The sequence below is a fragment of the Streptomyces sp. 2-1 genome (assembly GCF_048564895.1).
Lineage (GTDB): Bacteria > Actinomycetota > Actinomycetes > Streptomycetales > Streptomycetaceae > Streptomyces > Streptomyces phaeochromogenes.
Window position 1 is genome coordinate 5095250 of record NZ_CP183383.1, and the last position, 18981, is coordinate 5114230.

Here is an 18981-nt window from a genome sequence, read left to right on the forward strand (position 1 = left end):
AGGGGCGCCCGCCACTGCGAACGCCCCTTACCTCCCGGCCGTCATCAGGCCTCGTGCCGTGCCGCGTTCGCCGTGATCGCGTCCCTCAGGTGTTCGGCGAGCCCCGGGCGCATGGAGTCGTAGAACTCCTTGAACCGCTCGTCCGACACGTACATCTCGCCGAGGCCCCGGTGGATCTCGTACGAGCAGTCGTAGAACCACTGGCTGATGTGCTGCCGGTGCTCCTCGGCCATGTCCATGGCCCGCTCCCCCGTGGCGGGCTCGCCGGCCTCCATGAGGGTGTCGTAGCGCTCGCCCCAGGAGGCGACCTCGGCCTGCATGCGCTTCCAGTCGTCCTTCGTGTAGCGGGCGGCGCGGCGCTGCGACTCCGCGTACGCCTCCGTGCCGCCCCAGCGGCGCTCGGCCTCCTCCGCGTGTTCCTCGGGGTCCTTGTCGCCGAAGACCTCGAACTTCTCCTCGGGGGTCAGGTTGATGCCCATCGTGCGTGCCTCCATGGCGTGCTCCACGGCTGCGGCCATCTTCTGCAGCTTCTCGATCCGGGCGGTCAGCAGTTCGTGCTGGCGGCGCAGATGCGCGCGCGGGTCCGTCTCCGGGTCGTCGAGCAGGGCCGCGACCTCGTCGAGCGGAAAGCCCAGCTCCCGGTAGAACAGGATCTGCTGCAGCCGGTCGAGGTCCTCGTCGCCGTAGCGCCGGTGACCCGCGTGGCTGCGCTCGCTCGGTACGAGCAGCCCGATCTCGTCGTAGTGGTGCAGCGTCCGCACCGTCACCCCGGCGAAACCGGCGACCTGTCCCACGGAGTAGCTCATCGTCTCCGCTCCCTCCTTTTCGGTACGCACCTCAGGCTGAGGCCTCACGTCACGTGAGGTGCAAGCCGGAATCCGCACGCGGATCCGCCGGATCCACCGGATGCGAATCCACCGGGTGCCATGCCGGTTTTACCCGCTTATGACGGAGTGGTGGCCCACCATGGAGGCCCGACCCCACCGACCGGAGGACCCATGCCGCTGCACAAAGGCCCCGAGCAGCCCGACAAGCGTCCCGCGACCGTCAACCCCTTCTACGGGGAGGCGAACCCGGTCAGCGGCATGACCGAGGCCCCGCCCCAGCACCGGCTGCCGGACGGGCCGCTGCCGCCCTCCACCGCGTATCAGCTGGTGCACGACGAGCTGATGCTGGACGGCAACTCCCGCCTCAACCTCGCCACCTTCGTCACCACCTGGATGGAACCCCAGGCCGGCGTGCTGATGGCCGAGTGCAGCGACAAGAACATGATCGACAAGGACGAGTACCCGCGTACGGCCGAGCTGGAGCGGCGGTGCGTGGCGATGCTCGCCGATCTGTGGAACGCGCCGGATCCGTCCGCAGCCGTGGGCTGTTCGACGACGGGGTCCAGCGAGGCGTGCATGCTCGCGGGCATGGCGCTCAAGCGCCGCTGGGCCAAGCGCAACGCCGACCGGTATCCGGGGGCCCGTCCCAATCTCGTCATGGGCGTCAACGTCCAGGTCTGCTGGGACAAGTTCTGCAACTTCTGGGAGGTCGAGCCGCGCCTGGTGCCCATGGAGGGCGACCGCTTCCACCTGGACCCGCAGGCCGCCGCCGAACTGTGCGACGAGAACACCATCGGCGTCGTCGGCATCCTCGGCTCCACCTTCGACGGGTCGTACGAGCCGATCGCCGAACTCTGCGCCGCCCTGGACGAGTTGCAGTCGCGCACGGGTCTGGACATCCCCGTCCACGTCGACGGCGCGTCCGGCGCGATGGTCGCTCCCTTCCTCGACGAGGACCTGGTCTGGGACTTCCGGCTGCCGCGGGTCTCCTCCATCAACACCTCGGGGCACAAGTACGGCCTGGTCTACCCGGGTGTCGGCTGGGCGCTGTGGCGCTCGGCCGTCGAGCTGCCGGAGGAGCTGGTCTTCCGGGTGAACTACCTGGGCGGTGACATGCCGACCTTCGCGCTCAACTTCTCCCGGCCGGGGGCGCAGGTCGTGGCCCAGTACTACACGTTTCTGCGGCTGGGCCGCGAGGGCTACCGGGCCGTTCAGCAGACGACACGGGACGTCGCCATGGGGCTCGCCGAGCGGGTCGAGGCGCTCGGCGACTTCCGTCTCCTCACCCGGGGCGACCAGTTGCCGGTGTTCGCCTTCACAACGGCTCCGGACATCACCGCGTACGACGTCTTCGACGTGTCCCGGCGTATGCGGGAGCGTGGCTGGCTGCTGCCGGCGTACACCTTCCCCGAGAACCGGGAGGACCTGTCCGTGCTGCGGGTGGTGTGCCGCAACGGGTTCTCGTCCGACCTCGCCGAGCTGTTCGTGGAGGACCTGGGCAGCCTGCTGCCCGAACTGCGCGAGCAGCAGCATCCGATGGCCCGGGACAAGGGGGCGGCGACCGGCTTCCACCACTGAGCCGGCCGCCTCCTCCCCCGCTACTTGCTCAGCGCCCCGAACCTCCGTACCGCCAGCGGGAAGAACACCGCGACCAGGGCGAGTGGCCAGAGCACCGCCAGCAGTTGGGCGTGTTCCGCCGCCCAGGAGGTGCTCACGGCCCCGCCCTCGTTGCCGAACAGGTCACGGACCGCGGTGGCCGTCGCGGACATGGGGTTCCACTCGACGGTCGCCCCCAGCCAGCCCGGCATGGACTCGGGGGTGGCGAAGGCGTTGGACAGGAAGCTCACCGGCCAGACCAGGATCTGCACGGTGACCACCAGTTCCGGCTTTCCCGCGACCATGGCCAGGTGGATGCCGATCCACAGCATCGCGAACCGGAGCAGGAGCAGGAGGCCGAGCGCGCCCAGGAAGGCCGCGAACGAGCCGTGCCAGGTCCAGCCGACGGCGAGCCCGACGCCGACGAGGACGATCAGGGAGAGGGCCGACTGCAGCATGTCCGCGACCGAACGGCCCACGAGGACGGCGCCGCCCGTCATCGGCATCGACCGGAACCGGTCGATCACCCCCTTGTTGAGGTCCTGGGTGACCGCGACCATCGTGGCGTCCAGGCCGAAGGCCATGGTCAGCGCGAACATGCCCGGCACCAGGTACTCGCGGTAGTCGCCCGAGATGCCGGTGCCGCCGCCCATCAGATAGCCGAACATCAGCAGCAGCATCACGGGGAACGCCAGCCCCACGAAGATCTGCACGGGCTGCCGTGCCCAGTGGGCGAGTTCGCGCCGGGTCATGGTCCAGGAGTCGGTGACGGCCCAGCTCAGCGACGTACTCACGCGGCCTCCTCGGTCTTGCCGGTCAGGTGCAGGAAGACCTCGTCCAGCGTCGGCCGGCGCAGGGCGATGTCCTCGGCCTCTATCCCGGCGTCCTCCAGGGCGCGTACGGCTCCGGCGAGGGCCGTCATGCGGTCGGTGACCGGGGCGCTGAGGAGGCGGCGGTCGGTGTCCACGGAGAGGGTGGCCTTGTCGAACGGCAACAGGGCCACGGCGGCGCCCAGTTGGCCCGCGTCGTGCAGGACGACGTCGATCCGGTCGCCGCCCGTCTTCGCCTTCAGCTCGTCCGCCGTGCCGTCCGCGATGACCTGGCCCCGGTCGACGACCGAGATGCGGTCGGCGAGCTGGTCCGCCTCCTCCAGGTACTGCGTGGTGAGCAGCACGGTCGTGCCGCCGCCGACCAGGGAGCGCACCGCGTCCCACACCTCCGCGCGTCCGCGCGGGTCGAGGCCCGTCGTCGGCTCGTCCAGGAAGAGCACCTCCGGTTCGGTGATGAGCGAGGCCGCGAGGTCGAGCCGGCGCCGCATGCCGCCGCTGTACTGCTTGACCGCCTTGCGGCCCGTGTCCGCGAGGCCGAAGCGCTCCAGGAGGGCGTCGGCCCGCACGTGCGCCTGCCGCGCGCCCAGGTGGTAGAGGCGGCCGAACATCTCCAGGTTCTGCCGTCCGCCGAGCTCCTCGTCGAGCGCCGCGTGCTGGCCGAGCAGGCCGATGCGGAAGCGCACCTCGCGCGCGTGGGTCCTCACGTCGTGCCCCGCCACCTCGACGCGGCCCTCGTCCGGCCGCAGCAAAGTGGCCAGGATGCGGACCAGGGTCGTCTTGCCCGCGCCGTTCGGCCCGAGCACTCCGTGCACCGTGCCGCGCCCGACGCTCAGGTCGAGCCCGTCCAGCGCGTGCTTGTCTCCGTACCTCTTCCGTACGCCCTCGACGACGATCACGTCGGTCATCGGGCTCCCTTCACTTCAGGGTAATCAAACTTGACTACTCGTGCGCCGGTGAACCGTATGCCCGTCCCGGCGCTTAGTCAAACTTGATTAGCGAAATCTCTCCGAGCCCGCTCAGCCCGCGTCCCCCGGATGGGACTCCCCCGTCGCGTACGGGTTCTCGTCGTCGTCCGCCAGCACGCCCACGAACGGATCGCCCTCGCCGGAGAAGACGTACGCGCCGCCCCTGATCCGTTCGATCAGGCCGCGGGTCCACTGGGCGCCGGTGTCCGCGGAGGTGACCCAGAAGTTCATGATCTCGCCGATGTGGCCCAGCTGTTCGGGGCCTTCCTCGGGCGTGTAGTACTCGGTGACGCCCTTGCGCCACTCCTCGATGGCCCGCACCCGCTCCTCGAGCAGTTCGAGGACCTCCTCGCGGTCCAGGTCGACCATGAACCCGAGCGCGGCGGTGAGCACGTCCGGCTTCTGGTCGTACGCGGTGAGGTAGTGGCGCAGCAGCGTGAGGTACTCCCCGGTGCCCGCCTCCGTGATCTCGTACTCGGTGCGCGGCGGGCCGCCGGCCGTGGAGGGCGCGATCTCGTGGGCGAGCAGCAGTCCCTGCTTCGCCATCTGCTTGAGCGCGTGGTAGATCGAGCCCGGCTTGGCGTTGGACCACTCGTGCGCGCCCCAGTACTCCAGGTCGTTGCGCACCTGGTAGCCGTGGGCCCGGCCGTGCTGGCGCACGGCACCGAGCACGAGGAGACGGATCGCTGACATGGAGCCAGCGTATGGCCCGCCTCCCCGGGGCCGGGTGGCGCCTCACCCCCAGCGCCCACCCTCAGGACTCCCCGGGGCCGGGGGGGGCGCCTCACCCCCAGGAGGCTCCCTGCTGCTGCGCGACCAGTTCGAAGGCGGTCTTGCCGTCCAGGGACTCGCGGATGACGTCGGCGTGGCCGGCGTGCCGGGCCATCTCCGCGATCAGGCGGAGCATCACCCAGCGCATGGACACGGCCTCGTCGTCCGGGAACCAGGGCTCGTCGGGCAGCGGGAAGGTGTCGTTCAGGCTGGGCACGGTCCGGATGAAGTCCTCGGTCTGCCGGGCGATCTTGTCCCAGTGGGCGAGCATCGACTCGACGGTCTCGTCGCCGACGAGCCGGAAGCTGTCGCCCCAGTTCTCCTCGGAGCGCTGGATGTCGGGCGCCATCTGCCGGGCCCGCGACAGCCAGCCCTGCTCGGTCTCGGCAACGTGCTTGAGCAGCCCGGAGAGCGAGAGCTCGCTGGCGCTCGGCCGGGTCGCGGCCTGCTCGTCGGTCAGGCCGAGCAACGTCCGGCGGATGCCCCCGCGCTGCTCGTCCAGGAAGGCGAGCAGCGCCCCGCGCTCGTCGCCGTGAGCCTCAGCGTGCACGTGCATGACCATGGGTGGCCGCCTCTCATCGGGTCCTCTTGCCTGCTGACACCGACCAAGTTACGGACCCTTGCGGACAGCTTCTGTCCTCAACAGGAGCCGACTCCGGGCGGAATTCCGGGACTTCAGACCCTCGTCCCCTCCACGACCGGCGCGGCCCCGTGCCGTCGCCTGCGCTGTGTGTACGTGCTGACCGCCCGCCACAGATCGCGGCGGTCGACCTCGGGCCACAGCGTGTCGGTGAAGTGGAGTTCGCTGTAACTGAGGTGCCAGGGAAGGAAGTTGGAGATCCGGTGCTCCCCGCCGGTGCGCCACAGCAGGTCGACCTCCGGGAGGTGGGGGTGCGGCAGATGGGCGGCGAGGAGGCGTTCGTCGATGTGGTCCGGGTCCAGCTCGCCCGCCGCGGCCGCGCGGGCCAGTCCCGCCGCGGCCTGGACGAGTTCGGCGCGGCCCCCGTAGTTGACGCACAGCGTGAGCGTCAGCCCCGTCCGGTGGCGGCTGTCGCGCGCGCTCTGCCGGAGCGCGTCGACCAGGTCCACCGGGAGGCCCTCGGGGCTGCCGGCCCAGCGCAGTCGGACGTCGAGGGAGCGCAGGTCCGAGTCGCGCAGGGTGTCGTGCATGGTGCGGAACAGCCGGGCGACCTCGCTCGCGTCGCGCCGCCAGTTCTCGGTGGAGAACGCGTAGAGCGTCAGATGGCTCAGGCCGAGCTCCAGCGCCCCGTGGACGACATCGCGGGTGGCGTCCGAGCCGACGCGGTGGCCCTCGCTGCGGGGCAGCCCCTGCTGGGCGGCCCAGCGGCCGTTGCCGTCCATGATGACGCCCACGTGCCGGGGCAGCCGCTCGGCGGGGATGTCCGGCGCGCACTCCCCGCTCGGGTGGGGCCGGGGCGGTACCGGCGGGAGGAACGCCGGGTCGGCCTCACGCCTGGGCTCGGGCAGGACCACCACGGGCTCGGCCGGCTGCACGAGCGCGGCGCGGCGCCAGGCCCGTACGGCACGGACGCGGGCGGGGGCGAGCAGCCGGAGCCGTACGGCCGGGGAGAGTTCGGCGGTGCGGTGCAGCAGTGCGGGGCCGAGCCTGCGGGCGGTGCGGACGCGGGCCCGGAAGAGGTCGGTGGAGGTGCGGAGCAGGACGGCCATCCCCGGGTGCACGCCCCGCTGCAGCGCGGGCTGTTCCAGCCATTCGTCGGCCTGGTCCGTCAGGCCGGCGATCAGTGCCTCTACGGGCGGTGTCCAGCGGCGGGCGAGGAGGTCGGCCTCGGGGACCCCGTGGGCCGCGAGGGCCTCCTCAGGGAGCGTCAGGATGCCGCGGCCGAGGTCGGACGCCAGATCGGTGAGGGTGTCGGTGAGGTAGAGGCCGTCGAGGAAGGCGGGCATGGCCTCCAGGTGTTCCTGGCGGACCGTGGTGGGAACTCCCGCCCGGGTCAGGAGAGTCAGGCACCACATCGCCCACGGGGTGTTCTCCGCCTGGGTGCGCAGGCTCCATTCGCGCCAGGTCTGGGGGCGGCGGCCCGAGGCGTCCTCGCGCAGGGCGGTGAAGACGGGCGTCAACGTCTCGACGTCGAGTTGCCACGTTCGGATGGTGTCCGCGAGCGCGCGGCGGACCGGATCCCCGCGGTCCGGGCCGTCACCCCCGGGTCCGTGGGACCGCCCCGCGCGCGAGGGCCCGTCGGCCGACGGTCCTGCGGGCGAGAACCCCGTCTCCGAGAGCTCCGAGAGCTCCGCGCGCAGGGCGTCCACCCAGGCCTGCAGCCTCGCGGCGCGCTCGGCCGGGCTGCCCTCCTCGTCGTCGACGAGGGCGTCGGTCGTCACGGCGGCGGCGTACATGGCCCAGCACGCGGGGCGCAGCGCGGCCGGCATCAGCTGCATGACGGAGTACTCGACGGAGCGGGAGGACCTCACCAGCCGTCGGCAGGACGCGTAGGCGGCGGCGATGTCGGGGGCGGAGGCAGGGTCGGGGGTGGCTGGCTGAGGGAGAACGGGGGACAAGGAGCCCTTCTTTCACAGCCGTCACGTCGTACGTCACGCCTGGCGATAGGTCGGAAAAGCGGTCGCCGTCGGCCCCGGAGCGGCCCACGGACCGGCCTGGTGCGGCACTCTCTCAACGACCCTGCACGGCCCTCGGAACGGCCTGGTGCGCCACCCGACGGTGCCCCCTTCCTACCGGTCCCGTCGACGCGCCGCGCGGGCTCGGCGACCTTCTCGCCCGATCGTGGTACGCCGCCGGGGCGGAGATCGGACATGGGTTAGGTTCCGTAGGCGATCGGTCACGAACAGTGACGCACCGTCAACACAGGGCGCCAGCCCGGGATGTGAGCCAGGCATGAGCGATTCCGTGGACGCGATCGTCGTGGGGGCCGGCCCGGTCGGCTGCGCCGCCGCGCACGCGTTGGCCGACCGCGGTGCCCGGGTCGTGGTGGTCGAGCGCATGGAGCGGGGCCCCGCCTCGCCGTTCGCCGTGGAATGGCTGCATCCGACCGCGGCCGACGTGCTGCTGCGCTGGGGCCTCGCGCTCCCGGAGGGCGGTCACGTCCGGGGTACGGGCGTCAGCATGCACCTGGCCGACGAGGGGCACGAGCCGGTCGTGGTGCCGTACCGGCGGGGCATGCGAGCCGTGTCCATGCCCCACGCGGAGCTGGTGGACGCGCTGCGGGACAGTGTCGTGAAACGGCCCGAGGTCGAGGTGCTCACCTGCGCCCGGGTCACGGCGGCCACACCGGACGGCACGGTCCGGCTGACCCGCGACGGGCAGGAGACGCGGCTGCGCGCCGATCTCGTGGTGGCGGCGGACGGCCGCTCCTCCGGGATCCGCCGCGCGCTGTTCGGGCACACCCCGCAGACCGTCGTGTCGCACTCGGCCGGTGTCGTGCTCGAAGGCCCCGGGCTGCCGGTCTACGAGTCGTTCCAGGTCGCGAGCGAGGTGCCCGGGCACGGTGTGGCCATCTACTCCATCGCTCCGGACGCGATCCGGGTGGTCCTCGACGTGCCCCCGACGCATCCGCGACCGCCCGCGCTGCACGCGTATCTGCACCGTCATTTCGTGCCGCTGATGCCGGAGGTGCTGCGGCGGCCGCTGGCCGACGCCCTCGCGGCGGGCCGGCTGACGTGGTCCGCGACCGGATTTCGCCCCCGCGTGCACTACGGAGAGGGCCGGCTCGCGCTGGTCGGCGACGCGGTCGGGCACATCCACCCGATCCTCGCGGCCGGTACGACCCTCGGTATTCAGGACGCCCTGAGCCTCGCCGCGCACGGCTCCGCCGAGGCGTACGCCCGGGAGCACGCGGGAGCGGGAGCGGCGACCGGGCGGGTGGCGATGGCGCTCTACCGTCTGCTGAGCCGTCAGGAGCCGGGCACCGCGCAGACCGCCAGAATGGCCGTCGACCAGCTGCGCCTCAGCCCCGCGCTCCGCGACGCGGTCGGGGACCTCCTCACCGGTGACGAGCCCGGCGCGGCCCATCTGCCGGTCGTGACGGCGTTCTCCACGATGCTCGGCATCCCGGCGCAGGACATCGCCGCCGCGTACGGGCCGGACGCCTATCTGCTCAGCCGCCGCTGAAGCCACACCGCGCGCGCCCTGCACGCCCCGTGTCTCCGGAACGCGGCACGGGGCGCCCTCGCCGAAGCCGGCAGGGGCGCCCCGTCAAGGAGTTGGCAGGTCAGAACGGGAAGAAGCTGCGTCCGTGCTGCACCGAGATCCACTTCTGGGTGGTGAAGGCGCCGACCGTCGACTCGCCGTTCAGGCGGCCGATGCCCGAGGCCTTCTCGCCGCCGAAATCGACCAGCGGCTCGTCGTGCACGGTGCCGTCGTTCACGTGGAACATGCCCGTGTCGATCTGCCGGGCGAAGGCGACACCGCGCTCGACGTCGGCGGTGTGCACGGCGCCGCTCAGCCCGTACGGGGTGTCGTTGACGATCCGCACGGCCTCCTCCTCGCCGTCGAACGGGACGAGGAGCGCCACGGGGCCGAAGATCTCCTGGCGGAGGATGTCGGAGTCGGCGGGCAGGCCGGTCAGCACGGACGGCTCGACGAGGTTGTCGGTGACGGTGCCGTGCACGAGGGCGGTGGCGCCCTCGGCGATCGCCTGGGTCACGACGCCCGAAACGGAGTCCGCCTGCGAGGAGTTGATGAGCGGACCGATGACGGTCTGCGGGTCGCTCGGGTCGCCGACCTTGAGCGTCTTCACCTTGGCGACGAACTTCTCGGTGAACTCGGCCTCGATGGAGCGGTCCACGAGGACACGGTTCGCGGCCATGCAGACCTGGCCCTGGTGCACGTACCGGCTGAAGACCGCGGCGTCCACGGCGTAGTCGATGTCCGCGTCGTCCAGGACCACCAGCGCGCTGTTGCCGCCGAGTTCGAGGACGGAGCGCTTGAAGTTCGCGGCGCAGACGGTGGCGACGTGGCGGCCGACCTTGTCGGAGCCGGTGAAGGAGATGACCTTCGGTACGGGGTGCTCGATGAAGGCGTCGCCTATCTCCGCTATGTCGGTGATCACGACATTGAGCAGACCGGCCGGCAGGCCCGCGTCCTCGAAGATCTTCGCGACCAGGGAACCGCCAACGATCGGGGTGTTCTGGTGCGGCTTGAGGACTACGCCGTTGCCGAGGGCCAGGGCGGGCGCGACGGACTTCAGCGACAGCAGGAACGGGAAGTTGAAGGGGCTGATCACACCGACGACGCCGACCGGCACGAGGTAGAGGCGGTTCTCCTTGCCGTCGACCGGCGAGGGGATGATCCGGCCCTCGGGACGCAGCGCCAGGTTGATCGACTCGCGCAGGAACTCCTTGACGAGGTGCAGTTCGAAGCCGGCCTTCAGATGCGTGCCGCCGAGCTCCGCGATGATCACCTCGGCGATCTCCTGCTCGCGCTCCTCGATGATCCGCAGGGCCTTCTCGAACACCGTACGACGCGCGTACGGGTTCGTCGCGGCCCATTCCTTCTGGGCGCGGGCGGCGGCCTGGTAGGCCTGATCCACCTCGTCGACCGTGGCTATCGTGATCGACGCGAGCTTCTCGCCGTCGTACGGGTTGAAGTCGATGATGTCCCAGGAGCCGGTACCGGGACGCCACTCGCCGTCGATGTACTGCTGAGCCAGGTCGGTGAAGTAGGACGACATGTGATCCCTCAATCCCTTGCTGCCGTAGCAGACACCCGAACGATCATCTTCACGGTCTGATCACACGTCATCGTACTGGTGTCTCAAGGGAGTTGGAGAGCGGATTCAGGAGAGCTGCAGGAGGCCCCTGAGCAAGTCACGGCTCTCGTCGGGACCGGGGCTGTCCTGCTGGAGCTCCTTCATCGCCTTCTCGTACTGGGTGACGTCCTCGCGCTTGTCCAGATACAGCGCACTGGTGAGCTGCTCCAGGTACACGACGTCGGACAGATCGGACTCGGGGAAGCTGAGCACCGTGAAGGCCCCACTCTCGCCCGCGTGCCCGCCGAAGCTGAACGGCATGACCTGAAGCCGCACGTTGGGACGCTGGGAGATGTCGATGAGGTGCTGGAGCTGGCCCCGCATCACCTCCCGGTCGCCGTACGGGCGTCGCAGCGCGGCCTCGTCGAGTACGACGTGGAAGTCCGGGGCGCTCTCCGACACCAGGTACTTCTGGCGCTCCAGGCGCAGCGCCACGCGCCGCTCGATGTCCGCCTCGCTCGCGCCCTTCATGCCCCGGGCCACGACCGCGTGCGCGTACGCCTCGGTCTGCAGCAGGCCGTGCACGAACTGGACCTCGTAGCTGCGGATCAGGGACGCGGCGCCCTCCAGGCCGACATAGGTCGGGAACCAGCTGGGCAGGACGTCCGAGTAACTGTGCCACCAGCCCGCGACGTTGGCCTCCTTGGCGAGGGAGAGCAGGGAGGTGCGCTCCGCCTCGTCGGCGATCCCGTAGAGCGTCAGCAGATCCTCGACGTCTCTCGTCTTGAAGCTCACCCGGCCCAACTCCATACGGCTGATCTTCGATTCGGAGGCGCGGATCGAGTAGCCGGCCTTTTCCCTGGTGATGCCGCGCGACTCGCGCAGCCGCCTCAGATGTGAGCCGAGCAGCATGCGCCGTACCACCGATCCCGACTCCTGCGCGCTCACGTTCGTCCGCCTCCCCAACCCGTCTTCAAGGGCCGCAGTCTGCCACTAAAACACTCCAAGCAGTACTCGTTCGATTACAGAAACGGCAAGGTTTCAGCGGGGACACACAGGAATCGACAAGGAGAAGACAAGCCAGACACAAAAAAGCGGCGAGAAGGTCGCGGAAAAAATGACCAAGAAGCGGTATGGGAAGGTCCAATTCGGGCACGTGCACGTGCATCTGCCCTTGCATCTGCCGAACGCATTCGGAACGATGGTCTCGCGCCACCGCTGCATCGCAACGACCGCGAACCCCGGGAGTGCCTCGCATGGGGACGAATGGATCGACCATGCTCGAGCCGTTACGGCAGGGGCTTCCACCACTGGACCCCGCGTCCGTGTCCAACGCCGCCTCCTGCGCCCTGCCGCCCCGCTACGAAGCGGTGCGCGACGCGCGGCAGTTCACCCGCCGCACGCTGGACCAGTGGGACATCGGCAACCGCTTCGACGACGTCTGTCTGGTGGTCTCGGAACTCGTCACCAACGCGCTCCGGCACGCCCTGCCCGCGGACACCCCGCGTCCCGGCGACCATGACGCGCCCGTGCGGCTGCACTTGATGCGGTGGACCGAGAGACTCGTGTGCGCGGTGCGCGACCCCAGTCACGACAGCCCGGTCGCGGGCGACTCCGAGGACTTCTCGGCGGAGTCGGGCCGCGGGCTGTTCCTGGTCGACTCGTTCGCCGACGGCTGGGGCTGGCACCCGCTCGCCGGCACGCTCAACGGCAAGGTCGTCTGGGCGCTGTTCCGGCTGGGCCCTTCCGCATGAGGAACCGCGGCGCTTTTTCGCGCCGCGGTTCTACGCGCGTTACCGACCGCCTACGGTCCGTGAACATCCCTGAATAGGGCGAGTTGCCCGTATCGGCCGACTGTCCGCCCGGACCGGCCGACCTGCCTGACCGCCGTCAGCCCGCGATCAGGTGGTCGAACTCGCCGTCCTTGATGCCCAGAAGCATGGCCTCGATCTCGGCAGGCGTGTAGATGAGGGCGGGGCCGTCGGGGAAGCGCGAGTTGCGCACCGCCACCTCGCCGCCCGGCAGCCGGGCGAACTCCACGCAGGAGCCCTGCGAGTTGCTGTGCATGCTCTTCTGCCAGGCCGCTCCGCGCAGCTCCGTGGCAGCCATGCCGTTGTACACGTCGTGGTCCACAGGTCGCTCCCCGGTGGTGCATTGGCGTCTGTTGCCAGTGATGCAGTGTTGGTCAACTGCCCGGATCATAGCCGCTCTTCACATGCAGTTGCATGAGCAGATGCACGTGCACGGGGGGTGGTCCTGCGGTTACACGTTTGACGGTCCCGCGGGCCGAATCGTTCCAACGCGAGCCCCCGCATGAGTAAGGGACGCGTACCGGGCCCTTTGTGTTCCGAAACGGCCCGTCCCGCCCACGGATTGAATGGGCGGGACGGGCCGCATCCCCGCCCCGTCAGGGGCGCGGGGACTGCGCGACCGGCCACGACCGGCCCGCAGTCGACGTACTTCGCTCGCCGCGGAGCGCTATCGCGAAGAGTACGGAAGCAAAGCCATCTCCCGAGCGTTCTTGATCGCCCGGGCCAGCAGCCGCTGCTGCTGGGCACTCACACGCGTGACCCGACGGCTGCGGATCTTGCCCCGGTCGGAGATGAACCTCCGCAGCAGATCGGTGTCCTTGTAGTCGATGTACGTGATCTTCGCCGTGCCCAGCGGATTGGGGCGGGGCGCCGGCTTGCGGTCGGGCTTGCGGGGCATGGTCAGACCTCCAGGAGGGAGTCGAAGGCGGGCGGGAGCTGTTTCCAGGCGGTGCGGCCGGCCGCGTACTCCGCGTCCGTCAACAGGCAGGACTCCAGGAGCAGTTCGAGCCCGTCGCGGTCCAGGCCCGGTGATGTGAAGACCAGGTGCTGGCAGCAGTCGCCGTGCTCCGGATGCCAGTCGAGGGCCGCGGCGGCACGGCGTACCGGCGGCACCAGCTCCCAGGCCGCGTCGGGCAGGGAGGCCAGCCAGGGCCCGGCGTTCTCCACGCACAGGGCGCCTCCCGCGGCGTCCCAGTGGAGCAGCGTGTCGGGCCGGTCCGCGAGCCAGAACCGCCCCCGGCTGCGCGCCGCCGCGCAGCACAGATCCTCCAGCGCCGCGTACAGCCGCTCCGGGTGGAACGGCCGCCGCCGGTGCCATACGAGCGTGGCGACCCCGCACTCGTCCGCCTCGGCCGGCAGCAACGCGCAGGCCGGATGCTGGGCGGCGGCAGCGGCCTCCACGTCGAACCCGCCGAAGGCGGCCTCCGCGAGCGGGTGCCGCCCGGGCTCGGAGTCCGCCGAGGCGAGTCCCGCCTGTCCCGCGGGACCCGGCCCTTCGGCCGGTCGCCTCTCGAACCACGACTCCCAGTCGCGGTCCCCTCGGCCCGACAAGTCACCGTCGCCTATCGGAACTTGGCGGGCCGTCGGATGGAGCTGGGCCAGGAGGGCGCGGTCCTCGTCGTCGGCGTCCTGCGAGGTGGCGAGGGCCAGGACGGGCGCGTACTCCAGCTGGCGGGCGAAGGTGTCGGCGACCGTGCGCTGGTCGGTGGCGGCAGCGGCGAGGCCCGCCTCGGCGAGGTCGTCGCCGTTGCCGAGGTAGGGCAGCACCAGGGCGGGGTCGACCGCCGTGATGACGCCGGTCAGACGGAGATCCGCGCTCACCACCACCTCCGCCATGGCCTTCGGCTCGACCGAGTCCCAGAGCTCGACGACGGCGAGCCTGGTCAGCCCGTCGGCCGCGAGGCGCTCCAGCTCGGGGACCAGGTCCTCGCGCAGGGCGCAGCACGCACAGTCGTTGACCAGGGATGCCTCACCGGCGGAGACGATCCCGGTGCGGTCGCGAACCGTACGAACCACCGTGCCCTGTACGGCCGTTGCCAGGTCGTGATGGAGCGCCACCGACCCCGGCACCTCGGCGAGCAGCCGGTCCACGGCCGCCCGGCGGGCATCGGCGTGCAGCCCGCCCACGATGGCGACGGACAGCATCACCGCTCCTCGCGCCGGTCGCCGGGCCGATCGTCGCGCTCACCGGTGCGCCGGCCGTCGCGGCTGCCGAACCGGCGCTCGAAGCGCTCCACGCGCCCGGCCGTGTCCATGACGCGGGCCGTCCCCGTATAGAAGGGGTGGCTCACGTTCGAGATCTCGACGTCGACGACCGGGTAGGTGTTGCCGTCCTCCCACTCGATCGTCTTCCCGCTCCCCCCGGCGACGAGGGTCGAGCGGGTCAGGAAGGCGTGGTTCGCGGCCCGGTCCCGGAAGACGACGGGACCGTACGCCGGATGGATCTCCTCGCGCATGAGGCTCAGCGCTCCTCTCGGAAGTCGACGTGCCGGCCGGCGACGGGGTCGTACTTGCGCAGGGTCATCCGGTCGGGGTCGTTACGGCGGTTCTTGCGGGTGACGTACGTGTAGCCGGTCCCGGCCGTGGACCGGAGCTTGACGACCGGACGGAGTTCGTTGCGTGCCATGTGGCTAGTATATGAAAACGGATCCCATTATCGATAACGAGAAGACAGAGAGGTGCGTCACTCACATGTCCGCGCACTGCATGCTGACCGGAGCCCGACCGGGCTTCGGGAACTCCATCTCCCACTCGCACCGGCGCACGTCACGGCGCTTCGACCCCAACATCCAGAGCAAGCGCTACTGGCTGCCGGGCGAGGGCCGGTACGTACGGCTGAGGCTGAGCACGAAGGGCATCAAGACGGTCGACGTCATCGGTGTCGAGGCCGCCGTGGCCCGGATCCGGGCCCGCGGGGTGAGGGTCTGATGGCCAAGAAGAGCAAGATCGCGAAGAACGAGAAGCGGCAGGAGATCGTCGCCCGGTACGCCGAGCGGCGGGCCGAGCTGAAGGAGATCGCCCGCAGGCCGACCTCGACGGACGCCGAACGGGCCGCCGCCCGGCGCGAGTTGGAGCGGCAGCCGCGTGACGCTAGCGCCACGCGCGTACGCAACCGGGACAGCGTGGACGGCCGGCCGCGCGGCTACCTGCGGACGTTCGGGCTCTCACGGGTGAACCTGCGGGACCAGGCGCACAAGGGGTTCCTGCCGGGGGTCCGGAAGTCCTCCTGGTAGCGGACTCCGGCGGAGGCGCCGGCGCTCCCCCGATGTCGGGCGGGCGTGCTTCCCGGTGCGCCGGAAGAGGGGCCTGGTAGCTTGCTGGCGGTCGTTCCCGGTTGCATCGGCGCCACCGGCGGTACCCGGCGGGTACCGGCGACTCGTCCGGCCAGACCCTTGGGGGCTTCAGTGACTTCGGCGACCATCTCGCGCGGGCAGGCGCGGATCGCGGCCGCGGCGGCGGGGCTGGCTGCCGCGCTCGTCCTGACGACCGGTTGCAGCAGCGACGACGGTGGCGGGAGCGACGACTCGCCCTCCTCCACCGGCTCGGCACCGACCGCGTCGGCCGACACCGGCGGCGGTACGGGCGGCTCCGGTGGTTCCGGCGGGAGCAAGAGCAAGGTCGGGGCGCTGGAGGGCAGCTGGCTGGCCACCAAGAGCGGCAAGGCCGTGGCGCTGGTGATCACCGGCGACGAGGCCGGGCTGTTCTCGACCGGCGGGTCCGTGTGCAGCGGCACCGCCGGGGAGACCTCGGGCATGCGCATGATCGAGCTGGAGTGCTCCGACGGGAACAAGGACCGGACCGAGGGCATGGTCGACTCGGTCGACTCCAAGACCCTGAAGGTCACGTGGGAGGGCTTCGGCGAGGAAACGTATACGAAGGCGGAGGGCGGCAAGATGCCGTCCGGGCTGCCTACGGCGAGCCTGGGGTCCTGAGGCCCCGGTTCACGTCGGGCCCGGCGCGCGTCAGGCCCAGCGCGCGTCACGTCACGCCGGTTCACGTCATCACGCCGGTTCACGTCAGCGGGTCGCGGAATCCTTCGGGTCTCGCGGCCCGTCCGGCTTTTCGGGGGCCGTTCCGTCGAGCGTCATGGGCGGTACGGCCGTGTCGAGGGCCTCGGAGAGCTCGGTCAGGGTGTCGAGGACGAGGGTCGCGGTGTTGCGTACGACCTTGTCGGTGTCCTCCGTCTCCCAGGCTTCCAGGGCCTCGCGTACCGCGTCCCAGGTGGGGACCCGGCGCTCGCGGATGGCCTTCGCGCCCTTGTGGGTCGACTCGCGCAGGGCGTCGGCGAAGCGGGCGGCGGGCGGTACGGGGGTCGCCCCGCGTTCCGGGAGGTGGGCCTCCAGGAGCATGGCCACGCGGCCCAGCTGGGCGAGCGCGTCCTCGGCGTCGTCGGCGGCGGTGCGGGAGAGGCCTCGGTGGCGGACCGGTTCGGCGGTGGCGCGGGCCACCGCCGCGTGCCAGGCCGCGCGGGCGGTACGGGCGGTGAGCAGGGCCCCGCGGACGTCCGGGGCGTCGCGCACGGACGGGTCCGCGTAGGAGCCGAAGACGGCGGCCACGTACGGGCCCTGGGCTGCCAGCCAGTCCGCGAGGCGGGTGCGCAGACGCGGGGTCTCCCAGGCCGGGTAGACGGCGTACGCCAGCATCGCGAGGAGTCCGCCCATGAGGGTGAGCAGGACGCGTTCGGGCACGGTCTGGGTCCACTCCTCGCCGCCCATGCCGAGCAGGAACACGACGTACGCGGCGATGCAGGCCTGGGTCGCGAACTGGCCCGTGCGCATGAGGAGGTACATGAGCGCGGCGCTCGCGACGGCGAGTGTGCCGGACTGGAGCGTGCCGGGGGTCGCCGCCTGTACGACGCCGGTGGCCACGGCCACGCCGATAACCGTGCCGGCCAGGCGGGCCACGGCCCGGCTGTACGTCTGGGAGAAGTCCGGGCGCATGACCATGACCGAGGTCAGCGGGGCCCAGTAGCCGTGTCCGAGGGGGAGCCAGGTGCCGAGGATGTAGCCGGTGGCGGCCACCGCGGACACGCGGGTGGCGTGGCGGGTGATGGGGGAACCCCGGTGGAGTTCGCCGCGCATGGCTTTGAGGGCCTTGGGGATGAGGGCGAGGAAGGTGGGGCGAGTGCGGGTTGTGGGGCGGGTGCGGGTTGTGGGGGCTGGTCGCGCAGTTCCTCGCGCCCCTAGGTGGGTGGGGGCTCGGCCGGGTGTCGACGGACCGTCGTTCTCGGCTGAGTGCGCGGTTCCTCGCGCCCCTGGGTCGGTCGGGGCTGGCCTCGGTGTCGACGGACCGTCGTTCTCGGCTGAGTGCGCGGTTCCCCGCGCCCCTGATGGGGCGCCTTCGTGCGGGGTGTCCTCCTGTGGGGTGCCGCCCGCTGTTTCCACCACGTCCTGGAGGAGGGTGTTGAGGCGGGTCATCGCCCGGTAGGGGGCTCCGGTGAGGATGCTGCCGGTGTCCGGGGTGCGGAAGGTGGCGAGGGCCGCGGGCGGGGCGGCGACGGGCTCGCCGTGGCGGATGGCGTGAGCCGCCGCGTCCAGGAGTGCGGCGGCGGAGGCGAGGAGTTCGCGGACCCGGTCGCGGGCGTGGCCCTCGGCCGGGACGCCCATCGCGGGGTCGGCGAGGGAGGCGAGGACCGGGCGGATGCGTTCGGCGATGCCCCGGGCGCCGTGGAGTTCGGCGGGGCGGCGGCGGGCCTGGCGCGGGGTGACGGCCGCCGCGTTGCGGGCCTCCATCAGGGGCTGCGGGTCGAAGGACGCGACCGGGTCATGGCGCAGCCGGCGCGCGTAGTCGGCCTCGGCGGCCAGGGCGTCGGCGAGCGCGTCGCGGTGGGCGCCCCAGCGTCGTACGGGGAAGAGGACGATCAGCGCCGCCTGCACCAGGCCGCCCACGATCATCATCGCGGCGTGGCCCGCCGCCTGGGCGACGGAGGTCGGCAGGGTGACCGTCACCAGCATGATCGCCACGTTCGAGGAGGCGATCAGGCCGATGGTCGGGCCCGCGGCCCAGCTCATCCCGGCGGCGAAGGTCCACACCACGAGCAGCGCGAGGAAGAGCGGTTCCTTGGAGATGGTGAGGTAGCCGAGGAACGTGGACACGGCGAGGCTCGTACCGGAGGCGATGGCCAGTTCGGGGCGGGGGCGCCAGCTGCGCTGGAACGTCGCGATGGCCGCCTGGAACGCGCCGAACGCCGAACTCGCCGCGGCCGCGGGGCCGAAGAGCCACAGGCTCAGCGCGATCACGATCGCGAGTCCCGCCGCTCCGCGCACCGCGATGAGCGGTTCGAGCCGCTTCTTCTCGACGGCGATGCCGGAGCGCGCCGTGTCCTTCAGCGCCCGTCGCCAGCTCACCGCGCCAGCGTACGCCGCGCGATGACCGATACCGGTGACTGATAGCGATGACAGTGACCGATACAGATGGAGGATGGCCGAAGCCGGATGACGGATGATCTACGAGCACCGCCACGCACCGGAAGTCCCCGCAAGCCGGACCCAGAAGCA

At 71.1% G+C, this 18981-nt stretch carries 20 protein-coding genes; 6 read left to right on the top strand and 14 right to left on the bottom strand.

The window, feature by feature from the left end; all coding sequences use genetic code 11:
- Window positions 1-44: 44 nt before the first annotated feature.
- The gene (locus ACN20J_RS22410) at window positions 45-806 is read right to left on the bottom strand and encodes a MerR family transcriptional regulator (protein WP_189843174.1); all 762 of its coding nucleotides are present in this window, start codon (window positions 804-806) and stop codon (window positions 45-47) included.
- A gap of 192 nt (window positions 807-998) precedes the next feature.
- On the opposite strand from ACN20J_RS22410, the gene ACN20J_RS22415 reads away from it, so the two are divergent.
- Entirely contained in the window at window positions 999-2405 is a 1407-nt protein-coding gene (locus ACN20J_RS22415; protein ID WP_189843175.1) for a glutamate decarboxylase, read from the top strand.
- 20 nt (window positions 2406-2425) lie between these two features.
- On the opposite strand, the gene ACN20J_RS22420 is transcribed toward ACN20J_RS22415, so the two are convergent.
- The 5 genes from ACN20J_RS22420 to uppS form a co-directional block, all read right to left on the bottom strand.
- On the bottom strand, window positions 2426-3175 hold the full coding sequence (locus ACN20J_RS22420; RefSeq protein ID WP_189843315.1) for an ABC transporter permease: 750 nt from the start codon (window positions 3173-3175) through the stop codon (window positions 2426-2428).
- A 38-nt stretch (window positions 3176-3213) separates the two neighbouring features.
- Complete coding sequence (locus ACN20J_RS22425; RefSeq protein ID WP_419666618.1) at window positions 3214-4158, bottom strand: ATP-binding cassette domain-containing protein; 945 nt, start codon at window positions 4156-4158, stop codon at window positions 3214-3216.
- A gap of 111 nt (window positions 4159-4269) precedes the next feature.
- The gene (locus ACN20J_RS22430; RefSeq protein WP_189843177.1) at window positions 4270-4911 is read right to left on the bottom strand and encodes a PadR family transcriptional regulator; all 642 of its coding nucleotides are present in this window, start codon (window positions 4909-4911) and stop codon (window positions 4270-4272) included.
- A 91-nt stretch (window positions 4912-5002) separates the two neighbouring features.
- The gene (locus ACN20J_RS22435; RefSeq protein WP_189843178.1) at window positions 5003-5551 is read right to left on the bottom strand and encodes a DinB family protein; all 549 of its coding nucleotides are present in this window, start codon (window positions 5549-5551) and stop codon (window positions 5003-5005) included.
- A 113-nt stretch (window positions 5552-5664) separates the two neighbouring features.
- Entirely contained in the window at window positions 5665-7527 is a 1863-nt protein-coding gene (uppS, locus tag ACN20J_RS22440) for a polyprenyl diphosphate synthase (protein WP_419666619.1), read from the bottom strand.
- Between the two features lie 334 nt (window positions 7528-7861).
- Here uppS and ACN20J_RS22445 point away from each other — a divergent pair, with 334 nt between their 5' ends.
- Window positions 7862-9094, top strand: coding sequence for an FAD-dependent oxidoreductase (locus tag ACN20J_RS22445; protein ID WP_189843179.1), 1233 nt, complete (start codon window positions 7862-7864; stop codon window positions 9092-9094).
- A 100-nt stretch (window positions 9095-9194) separates the two neighbouring features.
- Here the strand turns inward: ACN20J_RS22445 and ACN20J_RS22450 are convergent, their stop codons facing one another.
- Window positions 9195-10655 carry an aldehyde dehydrogenase family protein gene (locus tag ACN20J_RS22450; protein WP_364190417.1) on the bottom strand — a complete coding sequence of 487 codons (1461 nt, stop codon included), beginning with the start codon at window positions 10653-10655 and terminating at the stop codon, window positions 9195-9197.
- Between the two features lie 105 nt (window positions 10656-10760).
- On the bottom strand, window positions 10761-11585 hold the full coding sequence (locus ACN20J_RS22455) for a helix-turn-helix domain-containing protein (protein ID WP_189843317.1): 825 nt from the start codon (window positions 11583-11585) through the stop codon (window positions 10761-10763).
- 365 nt (window positions 11586-11950) lie between these two features.
- Between ACN20J_RS22455 and ACN20J_RS22460 the strand changes: the two genes are divergently transcribed.
- Window positions 11951-12427, top strand: coding sequence for an ATP-binding protein (locus ACN20J_RS22460; RefSeq protein ID WP_143640373.1), 477 nt, complete (start codon window positions 11951-11953; stop codon window positions 12425-12427).
- 136 nt (window positions 12428-12563) lie between these two features.
- On the opposite strand, the gene ACN20J_RS22465 is transcribed toward ACN20J_RS22460, so the two are convergent.
- From ACN20J_RS22465 to rpmG, 5 genes are all read right to left on the bottom strand, one after another.
- Window positions 12564-12782, bottom strand: a complete 219-nt coding sequence (locus tag ACN20J_RS22465; protein ID WP_055610780.1) for a DUF397 domain-containing protein — start codon at window positions 12780-12782, stop codon at window positions 12564-12566.
- Window positions 12783-13151: 369 nt separating this feature from the next.
- The gene (rpsR, locus tag ACN20J_RS22470) at window positions 13152-13382 is read right to left on the bottom strand and encodes a 30S ribosomal protein S18 (protein WP_189843181.1); all 231 of its coding nucleotides are present in this window, start codon (window positions 13380-13382) and stop codon (window positions 13152-13154) included.
- A gap of 2 nt (window positions 13383-13384) precedes the next feature.
- Window positions 13385-14629 carry a GTP-binding protein gene (locus tag ACN20J_RS22475; RefSeq protein ID WP_419666620.1) on the bottom strand — a complete coding sequence of 415 codons (1245 nt, stop codon included), beginning with the start codon at window positions 14627-14629 and terminating at the stop codon, window positions 13385-13387.
- Complete coding sequence (locus ACN20J_RS22480) at window positions 14629-14940, bottom strand: type B 50S ribosomal protein L31 (RefSeq protein WP_361910134.1); 312 nt, start codon at window positions 14938-14940, stop codon at window positions 14629-14631. Before ACN20J_RS22480 ends, ACN20J_RS22475 begins: the two co-directional genes overlap by 1 nt.
- 5 nt (window positions 14941-14945) lie before the next feature.
- Window positions 14946-15110: a 50S ribosomal protein L33 gene (gene rpmG / locus ACN20J_RS22485; protein ID WP_055610751.1), complete on the bottom strand. Its 165-nt coding sequence runs from the start codon at window positions 15108-15110 to the stop codon at window positions 14946-14948.
- Between the two features lie 65 nt (window positions 15111-15175).
- Here rpmG and rpmB point away from each other — a divergent pair, with 65 nt between their 5' ends.
- From rpmB to ACN20J_RS22500, 3 genes are all read left to right on the top strand, one after another.
- Window positions 15176-15412, top strand: a complete 237-nt coding sequence (rpmB, locus tag ACN20J_RS22490; protein WP_189843184.1) for a 50S ribosomal protein L28 — start codon at window positions 15176-15178, stop codon at window positions 15410-15412.
- The gene (rpsN, locus tag ACN20J_RS22495) at window positions 15412-15717 is read left to right on the top strand and encodes a 30S ribosomal protein S14 (RefSeq protein ID WP_419666621.1); all 306 of its coding nucleotides are present in this window, start codon (window positions 15412-15414) and stop codon (window positions 15715-15717) included. Before rpmB ends, rpsN begins: the two co-directional genes overlap by 1 nt.
- A gap of 171 nt (window positions 15718-15888) precedes the next feature.
- Complete coding sequence (locus ACN20J_RS22500) at window positions 15889-16416, top strand: hypothetical protein (protein ID WP_362299742.1); 528 nt, start codon at window positions 15889-15891, stop codon at window positions 16414-16416.
- 84 nt (window positions 16417-16500) lie between these two features.
- Here the strand turns inward: ACN20J_RS22500 and ACN20J_RS22505 are convergent, their stop codons facing one another.
- Entirely contained in the window at window positions 16501-18831 is a 2331-nt protein-coding gene (locus ACN20J_RS22505) for an FUSC family protein (protein ID WP_419666622.1), read from the bottom strand.
- Window positions 18832-18981: the final 150 nt, after the last annotated feature.